Here is a 16,481-nt window from a genome sequence, read left to right on the forward strand (position 1 = left end):
AATAAGAATAAATACCTCATTGAAATTCACTGAGGTATTTTCTTTTTACAGAAATATTTATTAGATAAATACTTGTTTGTCATTCCATAGGAATCTAAACAATAATTTAAAAATAGCGCTTAGATTCCTATGGAATGACAAACCTTGAATAAAGTTTGAAAAAAAAGGAATTCCATCACACAGTATATTTTCTCACATTAGTTGCAGGAATTTTCTAATTTGAATATCTTTAAAACCACAAAAAAACAAGCAACTATCAACAAACAACCATCAACTATAATAATGACTTTCCAAGAACAGATACAGCAAGGTATTCCAAGCGAATTACCTCAGCCAAAACCATACGAAACCAATATCAATCACGCTCCGAAACGTAAAGAAATTTTAACGGATGAAGAGAAAAAACTCGCTCTGAAAAATGCTTTACGTTATTTTGAACCAAAGTTTCATGCAGAATTAATTCAAGAGTTTAAAAAAGAACTCGATGAGTTCGGAAGAATTTATATGTATCGTTTTCGTCCGGATTATGAAATGAAAGCGAGAGATATTGCAGAATATCCGGGAAAATCTGAGCAGGCAAAAGCGATCATGCTGATGATTCAGAACAATTTGGATTATGCGGTTGCTCAACATCCACACGAACTGATCACTTACGGTGGAAATGGTGCGGTGTTCTCCAACTGGGCACAGTATCTTTTGACGATGAAATATTTGTCTGAAATGACAGACGAACAAACATTGACGATGTATTCAGGTCATCCGATGGGATTATTTCCTTCACATAAAGATGCACCAAGAGTTGTGGTAACCAACGGAATGATGATCCCGAATTATTCTAAACCGGATGATTGGGAAAAGTTCAATGCTTTAGGTGTGACGCAGTACGGACAAATGACGGCAGGATCTTATATGTACATCGGTCCGCAGGGAATTGTTCACGGAACAACGATTACGGTGTTGAATGCTTTCAGAAAGATTAATAAAGAACCACAAGGTGGATTGTTCGTTACTTCAGGTTTGGGCGGAATGTCCGGAGCGCAGCCAAAAGCAGGAAATATTGCAGGTTGCGTTACAGTAATTGCAGAAGTGAACCCAAAGATCACCAGAATCCGTCATGATCAGGGATGGGTAAATGAAATTCATGAAAACCTTGATGAATTGGTAGAAAGAGTAAGAAAAGCTCAGGAAACTCAAGAAGTTGTTTCTCTGGCTTATCTTGGAAATATCGTTGAGGTTTGGGAAAAATTCGATCAGGAAAATTTAAGAATAGATATTGGTTCAGATCAGACCTCGCTTCATAATCCTTGGGCGGGAGGTTATTATCCTGTCGGGATCTCATTTGAAGAATCGAATATAATGATGGCAGAAAACCCTGAATTATTCAAAGAAAAAGTTCAGGAAACTTTGAGAAGACACGCTGCAGCGATCAATAAACATACAGAAAAAGGAACCTATTTCTTTGATTACGGAAATGCATTTTTATTGGAAGCTTCAAGAGCCGGAGCTGATGTAATGTCTGAAAATCCGACATTGGGAAGAGAGTTTAAATTCCCTTCTTATGTTCAGGATATTATGGGACCGATGTGTTTTGATTATGGTTTCGGGCCGTTCCGTTGGGTTTGCACAAGCGGAAAACCTGAAGATCTGCAGAAAACAGATGAAATTGCTTGCCGAGTTTTAGAAGAAATGATCCAGAATTCTCCGGAAGAGATCCAACAGCAGATGAAGGATAATATTCAGTGGATCAAAGGGGCGCAAGAAAATAAATTGGTGGTTGGTTCACAGGCGAGAATTTTGTACGCCGATGCAGAAGGAAGAATGAAGATCGCAGAAGCTTTCAACAAAGCTATTAAAAACGGAGAAATCGGAGCGGTAGTTTTGGGTAGAGATCATCACGATGTTTCGGGGACAGATTCACCGTACAGAGAGACTTCCAATATTTATGACGGTTCGAGATTTACGGCAGATATGGCGATTCACAATGTGATCGGTGACAGTTTCCGTGGGGCAACCTGGGTGAGTATTCACAATGGAGGCGGCGTTGGTTGGGGCGAAGTGATCAACGGTGGTTTCGGAATGTTATTGGATGGAAGCAATGACGCCGACAGAAGATTAAAATCGATGCTTTTCTGGGACGTCAACAACGGAATTTCCAGACGAAGCTGGGCAAGAAATGAAGGTGCTGTTTTTGCGATTAAAAGAGCGATGGAAATAGAGCCGAATTTGAAAGTAACGTTGCCGAATTTTGTGGATGACAGTCTTTTTTAATTTGAGAATTTGAAAATGATTTAATTTGAAAATGTTTAATAATCCCGTCACTTCGAATAGCTTTTGAAAAAAGCGTATCGAGAAGTTTTTGATTCAAAATATAAAAACCTGCTGTGAGGCAGGTTTTTATTTTTTTTACAATGATGATTACAGTCAGAAAACTACTCATAATACCAATAAAAGAACACTTCCTCTCTGTCGGTACAAATCTTTTCAATTGTCATATTATATACAGAGTTTTCAAGCTCAAACTCGTTAATAATTTTTCGGATCTCAGATTCATATTTTTTTTCTTTAGTCTTAAGGTATTTTTCACAGAGGCATTTCGCAACATCCATTTTAGAATTATGATATCTAAATCCTTCATACTCTCTCCCAAAAACTGACATTTTATATTCGTCTGAACAATTAAGAACAAAAATTTTCTTCGTGTAATTAGGATTAATTACTCTGAAGAGTACAAATAGAAAAAAAACAACTCCAACAATTTTTAAAAATTTTGTCTTCATATGCTGTTAAGAATTTTATAGTGAAATATACGGATTTTTCTTTCTAGTGTTTGCTCACGGATTACAAATCCGCGAGATTGGAGAGTTTTTTTAAATTTTAGAATTTGAAAATGATTTAATTTGAAAATGTTTAATAATCCCGTCACTTCGAGTAGCTTTTGAAAAAAGCGTATCGAGAAGTTATTGTATTGAAATATAAAAACCTGCTGTGAGGCAGGTTTTATTTTATTTATAATTTTTATTTTTAAGAACTTTCGACAGCGTTTTATCATATTCTTTATCAAAATCAACAGCATTTCCGTTACCATCTTCGCCATTATAGATCACATATCCGAAATCGAAAACCGTATCTTTCTTGATCTGATAAAAAGACGTCCAGTTTCTTCCTGACATTACTTCGTTGTCGATTAAATTATTTTGAGGCAAATAATGTGGGTTTTTAATCTGATTAAAATTTTTAACCTTCGTCAGTCTGTCATTTTTAAGATCTACTAGGTATAAATAATACGTCCAATTGCTTCTGATGTCAGAAATATTCTGAATAAGGATATCTTTAATTTTATCTCCATTAAAATCCTGAAATTCATAAGCTCCGACATGAGATTCAATAGAATCACGTAAAAGTTCTTCATACTTTCCGTTTATTTTTTTACTGAAAATGAAGACTGTATTTTTATCGTTCTCATCATAGCCTTTTTCCCGTGAAAAATGTCTTAAAACAATTTTATAATTTTTGTTTTGATATACTGAGTCGCAAATTATCTCATTTTCAAAAATTGAATCTTGTGCAGGAATATCATTCTTTACCATTGCAGAAGTATTTATTTTTGTGGATGTAGTCTTTTGTGTTTCCAGATGTTTATGACAGGAAATTATCGAAGTTAAAACTAAAAACACAATTATTCTTTTCATCGCATAGACTTTATGGTAAATGTACAAAGAATAAGAGTTTGTTTTAAAACTTTTTAAATATAGAAAACCTGCTGTGAGGCAGGTTTTTTGTAAATCTGATTTAATTTTCTAGATTAGGAAATTTAATTAGAAGGTTTTCTTTACTATCATAAAAACCACGTTCTTTTAAAATGATTTCTTCATCTAATGGCATTATTTCTAATATTTCAACAAGCTCAGATGTGAATTTTTTTACATTTTCATTAGGATTTGTTATCCCTTTCTCCTGCATTTCTTTTCTTACAGTATAAATATAAAAATAATGCTCAACGTCTAATTTTTTCATGTTGTGATTTTAATGTTAAGTAGATTTATAATTTATAATATATGCTTTTTTGTTGTTGAGGTTTGCAATTCCACAAAATTGAGATTTCTACTCTATAAATTGTTAAAGATTTTTTTTGTCATCTGACTTGCCTCGGTTAACTCAAACAAAAATAAACTTAAAACTTCAACTTGTTGTTTTTTTGCTTCTTTAAAAAAGCTGAAATTATATGAAGGCATTTCAATAAGGGTTTGTCGTAAGTTAGTATATTCTCTAATAGCATAATCAATACTATTAGGAATATTCTTAATTTCGACTGTGTTTTCTACAAAGTCTTCAAGTTTTAGATTAAGATTATTTAAATTATTTAATAGCTTTTCAAAAGCACTAATTCCCACCGAGTATACCTGAGCAAATAATTCAACTTCAATTTGAATTCTCTTTGAGGTTAAATTCATTTTTTGTGACAGAGCTTTGTAAAGTTTTGATTTTTCAGAACTGTAATTCAACGACATATTTTCGGTTAATAGTTTTAATTTTTCAGTTCTTTTCTGGACATCCTCACTCTGTAAATTAATGATTGCTGATATATTATTAATACAAAAAGTAGCATCTGTAATTGAATTTAAATCTTCAGCTATATCTTCAATATCATCAGAGTGTGCTCTACCAATATATACATTAAATAGCCTCTCATCACTTTTATCGGAAGCTATTTTTTTGAGTTTTTTGTCAGAATTTTCATTAAATTCTTGCGTGAATGGAATATCGATCTTCCATCTCTTCTTCGTTTTCTTAAAATTCTTCTCTGTAATTTCTTGCCAGTATGTTTTTCCTTCTTCTGGAATATGTGCTATAAGAATTATTGGTATACTCAGATTTAACCAATAATTATAATGTATATTAGTAACATAATGAGATAATCCTTTTTGAGTTTTATAAAAATTTCCTGAACCACTTTTAATTTGAACAGCTATAAACCTTCCGGTTGGTTCACCATTTTCAACTTGTTCAATTATAGCATCCAATCCTACATCAACAATTGGTTGTTCACGAAATATCCATCCAAGATTTTGGATTACAATTTTTTCAGTTTCATTAACTCCTAATCTTTCAGTTGGATTATATCTATTCATAAACAAGGTGTGATATTATACACTCGTAAATATAGTTAACTCAAATTATTCATAAAAGAGTTTTTGTAATCCCCTCTGGTGCGAGCATCTTGCTCGTACCCACAAATAAATCACAGCACGAGCTTGAAGCTCGCGCTAGCGTAAAACAATAGGGAAATATAACCCCAAATAAAAAACCACCCGCATCCGCAAGACCTCTCAAACACCCTTAAAACAAACCTCCTGCAATTGCAGGAAGTCTTCAACGCACATTGTGATTTACCAAAAAAGATCATAGCTCCAGCACCAGCGAAAATCATTATCGACACGTTCCCAACCCCACATTTGAGGTTCTCAACCCTTCGGTATACGTAAAACATCTATCGCTATACGTTCTGAAGAAGTCCCAATACGTTCCGTAAAGGTTTCGATATGTTGTATAACCTATTCCGATACGTTCATCAAAGATCCATCGTGGTTGGTGATACCCCCGATGGAGTTACTTAACCATTCAGACAGGTTATACAACCTATCTCGACAGGTAAAAGATTAGTAGAGATATATAAACAACCGCATCGAATCTTTCGTGTACGTATCCGGAGCGGTAAATGATATATTCAGACCATTGAAAAACCTCTCTTGATCATTAAAACACCTGTTCGAAGCTTCATTAAACCTCTCGGGACTGATAAATGACGTCTCATGATCATATAATAATCAGTTTGTTTGGATGAGTATTATATTTTTGGGGATAAGTACTGAAGACAAGTGAGAAATTTGCGGAAGTGACAACAGTACGGAAACAATTGTTCTTGTCATTGGCTACGCTGAATCTTCGGTTTCTGTAAGAATTTAAGTATAGCTTCAATCCTAATAATAAACATAAGCTATAATATTTGTCATTCCGCAGGAATCTAAGTGTAGTATAAGAAAAATTATGAGAAGACTGTGTTGAGATCCTTTCAGGATGACAAACGGTATGGAAACAATAAGGATAGATTCAAATAAATTCAGCGCCCTTGATATTCATTTTATAATTTAGAATCAAAAATTGATTACATTTGTATCAATAAATGAGACAAAAAGTACTTTTTTTATCGATTTAAAATGTAAAATTGAGAATCTAAATATAAAAAACATGACAGCAGAAATAGAAAAATACATCGAAATCCAAAATAACATTGATGAGATTCTGAAAAATTCTCCTTTCAAAATGTCTTATATTATTGAGAAATCAGGAATTAAGAAACCTACTTTTTTCAAAAAACTAAAAGAAAAAAGATTCACACCGGAAGAACTTTTAGTAATCTCAAAAACCATCGAACCTAAACAATGGCGCAACGAAACCAAAGAAGAAATTCTGGAGTCTTTGAAACGTTCTGAAGAAGATTTTAAAAACGGGAGAGTTCACGATTACAAAGATGTTATGGAAGCTACAAGATTACGTTTAGAAAAATACAGAAATGAAAATAAACTTCTCTGATGAGTCACTTTCAGATTTAAGAAATATTGAAGAATATCTTCTTGAAAAATGGAATGATAAAATTTATGATGATTTTCTAACAAAATTTGCAGAAATCATCGAAATAATTTCTGCGGGAAATGTGGTTTTTCAAAAATATGAGAATACAGATTATCACAGGATTTTAATTACAAAACACAATACTCTCATCTACACTATTGAAAATAATGTTTTAAAGATTATTAAAATCCTTCAAAACTTCCAAGATCCTGATAACAATTACGAATCACTGAAATAATACTCAAAAACTAACATGAAAAAACTAGGCATCATCGGCTGCGGTTGGCTCGGAAATCACATTGCAGAACGATTATCAAACCAATATGAAATCTATGCAACCACGACTACAGAATCAAAGGTTGAAGATCTACAATCTAAAGGGTATCACACCACTTTAGTCAGTTTTCCTAATGAATTGAATCCAGAGATGAAAGAATGGGATGCAGCAAAAAAACTGGATGCAGTTATCATCAGTGTTCCGTTTTCGGGAATCAGAGGTGCTCAAATTCCTATGAATGACAAACGTGAAAACTTGCTGAATTTTCTTGGAGATTTTAAAGGCCAATTGTTTTTGACAAGTTCGACGGGCGTTTATCCTGAAACTGAAAAAGACTTTACAGAAGACGATAAACCTGCACAAGAAGTAGAAAGTGAAAGTTTTTTCTTAGATAAATTTCCACAGACCAATATTTTAAGATTGGCCGGGTTGATGGGAGATCAGAGACTTTTGAAGAATTATAATATTTCAAATATAGATCAGTTGGTGAATCATATTCATTATGCAGATATTTGCTCGGTGGTAGAAAAAATGTTAGACAATCATTCTGAATCTAAAGTGTACAATGTGGTTGCGCCAATTCATCCAAACAAAGAAGAAGTGATTAATGCTCAGAAAGATCTGCCTTACGAAGGAACTCGAACGACAGTTGGAAGAACGATTTCTCCAAACAAATTAATTGAAGAGTTGGATTTTGAATTTCAATATCCTGACCCGAGGTATTTTCATCTTGAAGATGTTCAGGGATAAAATGTTTCAAGTACAATAAAACCTGCCACACAGCAGGTTTTTATATGTTATTTATTCACTAAAATATTTTCAATAGATTCAAGAATTTCTTTTTCTACACTTTCTTCATCAAGTGTTTTCAGCGTGTAGTTTTGTTCTTTCACTGCTGCGATTCCAATACCGTTTTGGAAAATTGTATCCTGATGTACAACGATTCTTTTTAAATTTTTATCAGCAACAAACATAATATGCGGAAACTTATCGTTGGCGTAAAAATTAGAATCTACATTTCTTGAGATCTGAAGTTTGATATTGGTTTGTGAATTGATGCCTAATCCATTTTTAATTTCTTCATTAAATGAAATCTTGCAGCCAAATCCGTTTTCTCTCAACATTCTTCTGAATTCCTGCATTTTTGGATCGATGAAGTTCTTGCACAGCGTTTTAAAACCTTCAATAAATAAATCGTCTTCGCTTTTCTGTTTCTCCAGACTTTCTTTGAGTTTTTGTTCTTCCGATTTTAAATTTGAGAATAAGGAATTGAGCCTGTTGATATTTTCTTCTTTCATTTGCATTAATTTTTTGGATTGCCTATTTGACCTGTTCTATTGTATCTCGCAGGATAATATTTTTCAAATATAAATAAAATCACAAAAGAATTATATTGTCAAGTCTTATGTTGGAGATGTAGGATTTGATAGACTAACTAAATAATTTTTTTCTCTTGACTTCTAAAAGTTTAATTAGTCTTTGTTGTTTTCAATTTTTTCAGCCAGTCCGATAAGAATTCCTTCAGGACCACGAATGTAACAAAGTTTATATATATTTTGATAATCAACGACTTCTTCCACAAGTTGGGCGCCATGTTTATAAAGTCTGTTGAGCGTATCGTCTAAGTCTGCAACGGCAAACATAACACGTAAATAACCTAAGGCATTTACGGGAGCGTTGCGATGATCTTCGATTACTTTCGGATTAATGAATTTAGATAGCTCCAGTCTGCTGTTTCCGTCTGGGGTAACCATCATAGCAATTTCTACCGATTGATTACCAAGACCTGTTACACGACCGGCCCATTCGCCTTCAATCATTGATCTTCCTTCCAGCTCCAGACCAAGTTCGAGAAAAAAAGAAATCGTTTCGTCGAGAGATTCTACAACGATTCCCACATTGTCCATTCTAAGTAAATTCTGTTTTTTCATAGTTTTAAAATTATAAAAAATAATCGATTTGTAATATTTACAATCATTTGAAAATAAGATATTTATTCGAATTACAATAATAATTATCACTTTTAAATCTATTGTTGAGGTAATCTTCAATTTGTTTTCCAACCCTTTTATTCCATACTGCATCTTTAATAATAAAGAGACTATGAAAATTACGATACCAAAGCCTTGTGATGAAAAATGGGAAAGCATGACTCCACAGGAAAAAGGAAGATTCTGTGCTGTCTGTTCAAAAACCGTCAGAGATTTTACGAATGATTCTGATGATGAAATTTTAGACTATTTTTCTGATTCTTCATCTCAAAATGCCTGCGGAAACTTTTACGAATCTCAGCTTAATAGAAATATGCATTATTCAATAATCAACTCACTTTTTTCAAAGTTTGCCATCGGTTTTATCTTAACAGCCGTTGGAATTGTTTCTGTAAATGCTCAGGAAAATGATTCAGTAAAGACTTCGGCTCTTGCCAGTCTTCAAGGGAAAATATCTTGTTTAACAGTTAATCAAAACAATGCTTATTCTTCACCTCGAATAATGGGAAGAGGCGCACCTTCATCCATTCAGGGAAGCAACGAACCTTTATGGGTAATTGATGGCGAAATTGTGAAAACTAAAACCTTAAAAGATTTTGATCCTAATAAAATTAAGAAAATGAATATTATCAAGGGAAATCAGGCAACTGCACTTTACGGAACTAAGGCGCGTAATGGAGTAGTCATTATTAAACTGAAAAAAGAATTTAGAAAGAAAAATTAATTCAAAGCAGCGATTTTTAACAGAAATAAACATAAGATTGGAATCATTCTTGACTTATGAGTGTATCACAAAATATACATTATGAAATCAGAAACCATCAAAACCATCGCAAAATATGGTCTCGGAGCCATGTTGATTACAGCAGGAATCGGTCACCTCACATTTGCAAGAAAAGAATTTCAGGCGCAGGTTCCCAATTGGGTTCCGCTGGAAAAAGATGATACCGTTGTTTATTCAGGGATTGCAGAGATTGCTTTAGGAACAGCTATTATCGCCACTCCAAAAAAGTATGAATCTATTGTGGGGAAAATTGCAGGAACTTTTTTCACTGCCGTTTTTCCGGGAAATATTGCGCAATATAAAAACGATCGAAACAGTTTCGGCCTAAATACCGACGGAAAGAGACTAGCCCGATTATTTATGCAGCCGTTACTCATGTTCTGGGCATTAAAATCAACAGAAAAATAAAGCAAACTCAGCGACAACGCTGAGTTTTTTGTTGTGTATTAATTCTTATTCAAATACGCACCAGATAGAGCAAATCTATTAATTGTCTCTTTTAAAAACGGATTTTTAGATCTAACTTTATTCTTTCAAATTTCAAACTATTAAAATATACAATTTATGAGTTTAAATAATCAAGTGTCATTCAGTGACCTTTTTAAATTAGAAAATGAAATTCCAGAAGAATATAAAGTTCCCGAAATTCACCAGCGAGAATATCTCCTCAACGGAGAATTGATAGAATGGAAGGGAGATGTCACGGATATTTATTCGCCGGTCTGTATTAAAACAGACAACGGTTTAGAAAGAAAAAAATTAGGAAGCATTCCGAATATAAGCCCAAAAGAAGCGATGGAAGTTTTGGAAGCTTCGGTAAAAGCTTATGATAACGGATTGGGAGAATGGCCGACGATGTCTGTGGAAGGAAGAATAAAATGCATGCAGAAATTTGTGTATCTGATGATAAAAGAGCGTGATTTAATTATCAGATTACTGATGTGGGAAATTGGAAAAACGTTGCCCGATTCTACCAAAGAATTCGACAGAACAGTTGATTATATCAACCAGACGATCGATGCTCTAAAAGATTTAGACAGAGAATCTTCACGTTTTCAGCAGGCAGAAGGTACGATTGCTCAAATCAGAAGAGCACCTCTTGGCGTAGTTTTGAGTATGGGACCATTCAATTATCCTTTAAACGAAATTTTTACCACACTGATTCCTGCTTTGATTATGGGAAATACGATTTTGTTTAAACTTCCCAAGCATGGTGTATTAGCACATTATCCTTTATTAAAAGCATTTAAAGAAGCTTTTCCAAAAGGAACGGTTAACACATTATACGGAAAAGGTTCAGAAATTATCACTCCGATTATGGAAAGCGGAAAAGTAAATGTTTTAGCTTTTATCGGTTCGAGCAAAGTAGCCAACGGATTGAAGAAATTACACCCGAAAGTAAACCGTTTAAGAGCAATTTTAAGTCTGGATGCAAAAAATGCAGCAATTGTTACAAAAAATGCAAATCTTGATGTTGCAGTAAGCGAATGTATTTTGGGTGCACTTTCATTTAACGGACAAAGATGTACCGCTTTGAAGTTAATTTTTGTTCAAAAAGATGTTGCAGCAGAATTTACACAGAAATTAACGGAAGCTGTTTCTAAAATGAAGCCTGGACTTCCTTGGGAAAAAGACGTGAAAATTACTCCACTTCCGGAAGTTAATAAACCACCTTATCTGAAAGAATGTATTGACGATGCGTTAGCAAAAGGAGCAAAAGTTCTTAATGAAAATGGCGGATTTACAGAAGAATCTTTTGTTTTTCCTGCGGTGGTTTATCCCGTAAACAGTGAGATGAAGCTTTATCATGAAGAGCAATTTGGTCCGGTAATTCCGGTGGTTCCATTTGATGATATTGAAGAGCCAATCGATTATCAGGTGAATGCAAATCACGGAATGCAGGTGAGTATTTTCAGTGAAGATGCGATGGAAGTCTCAAAATTAATCGACTCTTTCGTTAATCTGGTAAGCCGTGTAAATATCAATTGTCAAGCTCAGCGTGGACCAGATGTTTTCCCTTTTACCGGAAGAAAAGACAGTGCGGAAGGTACACTTTCCGTTTTTGATGCACTTCGCTCATTTTCTATCCGTTCTTTAGTTGCTGCAAAAATTACAGATTCAAATAAAGAATTGTTGAATACGATTGTGAGAGACCATGATTCTAATTTTTTGAGTACAGATTATATTTTCTAAAGATTTAGTTTAAGACTTTGATACAAAAAACCGCAATACATTCTATTGCGGTTTTTTTGATCATTAAGTTTCAAATATATTGAAACTTAAAACTTAGTTGTTAGTTAGAAACTTAGCTAAGGTTTCATTTAACAGTTCTGCATGCGTTACATTTAATCCATGTGGTCCGCCTTCAATAATGACAAAATCATTATCCGCAATTCCTTCTGCGGCCTGTTTTCCAGCTGTTTCTATTGGTACAATCTGGTCGTCATCACCATGTACGATCAATGTTTTTACATTTACATTTGCTAATTCCGGTCGGAAGTCTGTATTTGCCCAGCTTTCGGCACACTTTATCGTTGCGATAGGAGAGGCACAAGATGCGATGCTCCAGTCATAATCCAGCTGTTTTTGACTGACTTTTTGAGAAAGTAATCCGTAATTGTAAAAGTTTTTATGGAAACTTTCCAGGAAAGTAACTCTGTCAGTTTTAAGGCTGGTTAAAATTCCATATAATTCTTCTTCAGAAACTCCATGTGGATTGTCATCTTTCTGTTTTACCAAAGGAATGATAGATGAGATCAACGCTATTTTATCTACATTTTCTGAACCGTAATTGGTTAAATAACGTACAACTTCGCCTCCGCCCATAGAGAAGCCGAAAAGGATGACATTTTTTAATTCTAATTGCGTGATAAGTTCGTGTAGATCGGCAGCCAGGCTATTATAATCATAACCATCTAATGTTGGAGAAGATTTTCCGAAACCTTTTCTGTCGTAGGTGATTACACGATATCCTAAGTCTAAAAGTACAGGAACCTGAAGTTCCCAGGATTTTCCGCTTAAAGGCCATCCGTGAATTAAAATAATCGGTTGTCCGGAACCGAAATCTTCGTAATAAAGTTCAAAGTTTTTGCTGTCTTGTTTTGTAAGGTAAGGCATATTAATATTTTTTTGTGATGTTCAACATAAAACACAAATTTTGCGCCATGATGCAGCGAGATGAAGATGAGTTAAATGATATGTGTTGATTTTCTTAAATTTTTGTTTGGTGAAAGATGATTGGATCATTATCGAAAAAAAGAAAAAAAATTGTAACATTTATTTCAAAAAACTACTAACTCTACAGAGAGTATAGAACCATGACCTCACAACAGGAATTTATTACCAAAATCGATAAGCATAAAGGAATTATTTTTAAGATTTCTAAAATGTATATGGATGATAAAGATGACCGCGATGATCTTTTTCAGGAGATTACGTATCAGGTCTGGAAAGCGTATCCTAATTTTAAAGGTGAAAGTGAATTTTCAACATGGCTGTACAGAATTGCGCTGAATACAGCGATAATTTTTTTGAAATCTGAAAAGAAAAGAAGCTTTATCGCCAATGAAGATTTTTCAAATTATAAAATTGTAAATGATGAATATGATCATGAAAAAGAGGATAAGCTTGCTGAAATGTATAAAGCCATCAATCAGCTGAATCCTATCGATAAAGCATTTATTTTTTATTATCTCGAAGATTTTTCAGGAAGAGAAATCGCTGATCAAATGGGAATTTCCGAAGGAAATGTAAGAGTAAAAATGAATCGCGCCAAAAATAAACTGAAAGATATTTTAAATAATCAATAGGCAGAATGCGGGAAGCTTGAAGCTGGAAAGACTTTCACTATCCATCTCCCGAACTTCCATCCAAGAATTTACAAAAACAAACATTATGAATATAGATGACCTAAAAAACGCCTGGAATGATGATGTTTCTGATGAAACACCCGAAATCAGCATTGAACATAAAAATAAAATCAATCTTCCGCTTGAAAAAATCAGAAAAAACATGCGAATGGAATTTTGGTCAACCGTTGGAATATTAATTTTCGGCTTTGCAATAGTCTGGATATCTGTTCCCGAAGCTCCATTTAAGTTTAAATTTTATTTGACAGTATTGTTGGTATCAATGCTAATTGTGGTTTCGTTCTTCTTCAGTAAGTTTTTTAAATTATATAATGACATTGGCAACCCGATGATGAAAACTTACGATTCACTGAAAGACCTCATGTACCAATTTGACCTTAATAAGCAGTATTATTTATCATTTATGCTTTCATTTGTCCCGTTTTTGGTTTGTGAACTGATTATTGTGATCGAGTTTCTCCCACATCGTAAACCGTTGAGTGATTTCCAGGTAGCTACCACAATTATTTCTATGCTTGCTGCTGGTCTTTTTGGTCTGTTCTTGTTAGCAAAATATTGGTACAGAATTTTTTATGGAAAATATGTTCAGCAGATAGAAAATCTATTGAACGAATTCCAAAAGAAATAATAAAGAAATTTGTGAAAATACCTAACGAAGAAGCTGCTGTTTAATATCAATTATAAGTTGTATCTTCGTGTCAATATCAATTAAATGACAACAAAGTACTTTTTTCCGGTGCAGTATTCTTCGATTACGCTTTCGTTGTCTTTGTCATATCTGCATGATGACAAATTTTTAAAAAATTCTAAAGAGTTTATTTAATATCCCTGTCGAGACTCAGGGCAGGGCATTGTTAAGTATTTAACCCAATTTATTTTTTCTGAATGTGCATTCTGCATACCTTATCACAAATTTTTGTGAGCTATGGCTATGTCTGAGTCAATATTCGGCATTCGGAAATTTCATTTTTTAAAAATAAAATTATGTCAGAACAGATTATTTTAACCACAGGAGTATATGATTTAATAAAAGACCATTTAAGAAGAAAAAAAACAACTGCTGAAGAAGAGAAAATACTTCTTGCGCAACTGAGAAATGCAAAACAGGTATTACGCCGTGATTTACCAAAAGATATCGTAACCATCAACTGTGAAGTAAAAATAAAAGATTCTTCACATCCTCAAGAGCAAAAATTTACGATTGTTTCCGATGACAAGGCAAAAGTGAAGAAAGGGAAATATTCTGTGCTTTCTGATATTGTATTGGCCATTGTAGGAAACAAAGAACGTGAAGTTATTGATTGGCCTTTTAAGGAGGGAGACAGAAAAATCGAAATCCTTAGCGTAGAACATATCAATTAATTGAAAATAGTGATATTGAAAGCTCCTAAGTTGGGAGCTTTTTTAGGTTTCGGTGCCGCTGAAACCTAAAAAAATATAATCAATCCTTTTTCAAAATACTTTTCGCAGAATCTGATGCAATAATCAAACCTGCACCCAACATAATAATATCTTTAATAACCAATCTTCCCGCTCCGGATAAATAAGGAAATCCATGCTGATCTCCACCCAAAGCCGGAACCCAGGTTTCTGGTGTTGTAATAAGAAAAGAAAGCGTGATTACGGACATTCCGGCGGTTAGAATTCCGCTTAAAACCCCAACTTTAGGATAGAAAATTCCTAAAAGTACCAGAATTCCGATGATACAGATTACGCTTCCTAGAGCATAAGAAAAAATATAAGTACCGTTGGTTTTGTGCCATTGAATATTTTCAGGAACTACTTCGCCTTCTTTATTTTTGTGAAGTTTGTAATTATCGGTGTCAGAAACGTTTTTTTGAAGAAAAAAACTCATAAAAGGAGAATTGGCTACAAAAGGAATAATACCTTCCGCTTCATATTGAAAAGCTTTGAGACCTCCGATCCAGGCCATTACAATAAAAATACTTATTCTTAAAAAGTGAATGAAGTTTTTCTGTGAGTTTGCTAAAAGTTCCAGCATAATTTATTTTTTGACAAAGTTATGCCGAGCTAATAGCTAATAAAATGGATGATTGTGGAAGTTATTTGTACAAATCTGCCACGATAGAAATTCCAGTTTCTTTTCTGAACTGTGTTGGTGAAATTCCTACGTATTTTTTGAAATATTTGCTGAAATGAAATTCATCATTAAAATTGAGTTCCACAGCGATTTCTTTAATTGATTTTCGGGTAAGATGAATCTGTTTTTTAGCTTCCAGAATTACTCGTTCCTGAATAATTTGAGAAGGAGTTTTATTAAATTTAGATTTAATTTTCTTGCTTAAAGTATTTGAGGTTACATGCAGCAAATCCGCATAAAAAGACAGACTTTTTTCTACAATAAAATGCTCTTCTACAAGGTTTTGAAATAATTTCAGTTCATTGAAATCATCTTTTATTATTTCCTTATCCGGAAGTAATTTATTCTTTTCCCTGCTTGAAATGGCCAGAATTAACTGAAGATATGACTGTAAAACCGAACCTGAAAAATCTTCATAATGATTTACTTCCTTAATTTTTAAAAAATAATCTGAAATCTCCTGATAGACTTCTTCGGTTAAAGAAAAATGAGGGAAAAGATAAATGTTGTTGAAAAGTAATCCGTTACAAGCCACTTCTTTTTTATGAAATTCGATACAGTAAAAATCACCATGAAAGTTTAACACTTCAATCTCAATCTCAGTCTCACTTAAAATCTGAATATTTTGAAAAGGTGAAGTGAAAAATACCGTTTTTCCTATAAAATTGTATTCTATAAAATCAACAATGATTTTTCCGTTTCCATTAAACAAGAAAATATGATACATCGAATCACTGAACGTATTTTTAAAATACGCCGAACTCTTTTTCTGAACGGAAAAAAATGTACTTTTCATATCCTAAAACTACAGAATTTTCTTTTAAACATT

Annotated in this window: 19 protein-coding genes; 10 read left to right on the forward strand and 9 right to left on the reverse strand. The window is 33.5% G+C overall.

All coding sequences use genetic code 11. From position 1 onward, the window contains the following. Positions 1 to 282: 282 nt before the first annotated feature. Positions 283 to 2,268, forward strand: coding sequence for a urocanate hydratase (locus tag EG358_RS09625; protein ID WP_076559424.1), 1,986 nt, complete (start codon positions 283 to 285; stop codon positions 2,266 to 2,268). 161 nt (positions 2,269 to 2,429) lie between these two features. On the opposite strand, the gene EG358_RS09630 is transcribed toward EG358_RS09625, so the two are convergent. The 4 genes from EG358_RS09630 to EG358_RS09645 form a co-directional block, all read right to left on the reverse strand. Further along, positions 2,430 to 2,777, reverse strand: a complete 348-nt coding sequence (locus tag EG358_RS09630; RefSeq protein WP_076559306.1) for a hypothetical protein — start codon at positions 2,775 to 2,777, stop codon at positions 2,430 to 2,432. A gap of 225 nt (positions 2,778 to 3,002) precedes the next feature. Next, positions 3,003 to 3,689 carry an XAC2610-related protein gene (locus tag EG358_RS09635; protein ID WP_076559302.1) on the reverse strand — a complete coding sequence of 229 codons (687 nt, stop codon included), beginning with the start codon at positions 3,687 to 3,689 and terminating at the stop codon, positions 3,003 to 3,005. Between the two features lie 100 nt (positions 3,690 to 3,789). Beyond that, entirely contained in the window at positions 3,790 to 4,014 is a 225-nt protein-coding gene (locus EG358_RS09640) for a hypothetical protein (protein ID WP_076559300.1), read from the reverse strand. Positions 4,015 to 4,106: 92 nt separating this feature from the next. Next, entirely contained in the window at positions 4,107 to 5,129 is a 1,023-nt protein-coding gene (locus tag EG358_RS09645; protein ID WP_076559298.1) for a DUF4365 domain-containing protein, read from the reverse strand. A gap of 1,117 nt (positions 5,130 to 6,246) precedes the next feature. Between EG358_RS09645 and EG358_RS09650 the strand changes: the two genes are divergently transcribed. The 3 genes from EG358_RS09650 to EG358_RS09660 are packed head-to-tail and all read left to right on the forward strand — an operon-like array spanning position 6,247 to position 7,657. Next, the gene (locus EG358_RS09650) at positions 6,247 to 6,591 is read left to right on the forward strand and encodes a hypothetical protein (RefSeq protein WP_076559296.1); all 345 of its coding nucleotides are present in this window, start codon (positions 6,247 to 6,249) and stop codon (positions 6,589 to 6,591) included. Then, entirely contained in the window at positions 6,572 to 6,868 is a 297-nt protein-coding gene (locus EG358_RS09655) for a type II toxin-antitoxin system RelE/ParE family toxin (RefSeq protein ID WP_076559294.1), read from the forward strand. Before EG358_RS09650 ends, EG358_RS09655 begins: the two co-directional genes overlap by 20 nt. Positions 6,869 to 6,883: 15 nt before the next feature. Next, a complete protein-coding gene (locus EG358_RS09660) occupies positions 6,884 to 7,657 on the forward strand; it encodes an NAD(P)-binding domain-containing protein (RefSeq protein ID WP_076559292.1) in 774 nt (257 codons plus the stop codon). A gap of 47 nt (positions 7,658 to 7,704) precedes the next feature. Here the strand turns inward: EG358_RS09660 and EG358_RS09665 are convergent, their stop codons facing one another. Together EG358_RS09665 and EG358_RS09670 are read right to left on the reverse strand one after the other, a co-directional pair. Continuing rightward, a complete protein-coding gene (locus tag EG358_RS09665) occupies positions 7,705 to 8,205 on the reverse strand; it encodes a hypothetical protein (RefSeq protein WP_123890072.1) in 501 nt (166 codons plus the stop codon). 174 nt (positions 8,206 to 8,379) lie between these two features. After that, on the reverse strand, positions 8,380 to 8,838 hold the full coding sequence (locus EG358_RS09670; RefSeq protein WP_076559422.1) for a VOC family protein: 459 nt from the start codon (positions 8,836 to 8,838) through the stop codon (positions 8,380 to 8,382). A gap of 172 nt (positions 8,839 to 9,010) precedes the next feature. Between EG358_RS09670 and EG358_RS09675 the strand changes: the two genes are divergently transcribed. The 3 genes from EG358_RS09675 (at position 9,011) to EG358_RS09685 (ending at position 11,875) form a co-directional block, all read left to right on the forward strand. Beyond that, positions 9,011 to 9,622: a TonB-dependent receptor plug domain-containing protein gene (locus tag EG358_RS09675; RefSeq protein WP_076559288.1), complete on the forward strand. Its 612-nt coding sequence runs from the start codon at positions 9,011 to 9,013 to the stop codon at positions 9,620 to 9,622. A gap of 81 nt (positions 9,623 to 9,703) precedes the next feature. Continuing rightward, positions 9,704 to 10,090 (forward strand): DoxX family protein, encoded by a 387-nt coding sequence (locus EG358_RS09680; protein WP_076559286.1) that lies wholly within the window; start codon positions 9,704 to 9,706, stop codon positions 10,088 to 10,090. A 156-nt stretch (positions 10,091 to 10,246) separates the two neighbouring features. Continuing rightward, complete coding sequence (locus EG358_RS09685; RefSeq protein ID WP_076559284.1) at positions 10,247 to 11,875, forward strand: NADP-dependent glyceraldehyde-3-phosphate dehydrogenase; 1,629 nt, start codon at positions 10,247 to 10,249, stop codon at positions 11,873 to 11,875. 93 nt (positions 11,876 to 11,968) lie between these two features. On the opposite strand, the gene EG358_RS09690 is transcribed toward EG358_RS09685, so the two are convergent. Continuing rightward, a complete protein-coding gene (locus tag EG358_RS09690) occupies positions 11,969 to 12,799 on the reverse strand; it encodes an alpha/beta fold hydrolase (protein ID WP_076559281.1) in 831 nt (276 codons plus the stop codon). Between the two features lie 200 nt (positions 12,800 to 12,999). On the opposite strand from EG358_RS09690, the gene EG358_RS09695 reads away from it, so the two are divergent. From EG358_RS09695 to EG358_RS09705, 3 genes are all read left to right on the forward strand, one after another. Continuing rightward, complete coding sequence (locus EG358_RS09695; RefSeq protein WP_076559279.1) at positions 13,000 to 13,491, forward strand: RNA polymerase sigma factor; 492 nt, start codon at positions 13,000 to 13,002, stop codon at positions 13,489 to 13,491. Between the two features lie 85 nt (positions 13,492 to 13,576). Further along, positions 13,577 to 14,179, forward strand: a complete 603-nt coding sequence (locus EG358_RS09700; RefSeq protein WP_076559277.1) for a hypothetical protein — start codon at positions 13,577 to 13,579, stop codon at positions 14,177 to 14,179. A 356-nt stretch (positions 14,180 to 14,535) separates the two neighbouring features. Beyond that, complete coding sequence (locus EG358_RS09705) at positions 14,536 to 14,913, forward strand: GreA/GreB family elongation factor (protein ID WP_076559275.1); 378 nt, start codon at positions 14,536 to 14,538, stop codon at positions 14,911 to 14,913. Between the two features lie 79 nt (positions 14,914 to 14,992). Here the strand turns inward: EG358_RS09705 and EG358_RS09710 are convergent, their stop codons facing one another. Together EG358_RS09710 and EG358_RS09715 are read right to left on the reverse strand one after the other, a co-directional pair. After that, the gene (locus EG358_RS09710; RefSeq protein WP_076559273.1) at positions 14,993 to 15,553 is read right to left on the reverse strand and encodes a DUF417 family protein; all 561 of its coding nucleotides are present in this window, start codon (positions 15,551 to 15,553) and stop codon (positions 14,993 to 14,995) included. Positions 15,554 to 15,614: 61 nt separating this feature from the next. Further along, positions 15,615 to 16,448, reverse strand: coding sequence for a helix-turn-helix domain-containing protein (locus EG358_RS09715; RefSeq protein WP_076559271.1), 834 nt, complete (start codon positions 16,446 to 16,448; stop codon positions 15,615 to 15,617). Between the last annotated feature and the right edge of the window lie 33 nt (positions 16,449 to 16,481).

It is taken from the genome of Chryseobacterium indoltheticum, from assembly GCF_003815915.1.
GTDB lineage: Bacteria > Bacteroidota > Bacteroidia > Flavobacteriales > Weeksellaceae > Chryseobacterium > Chryseobacterium indoltheticum.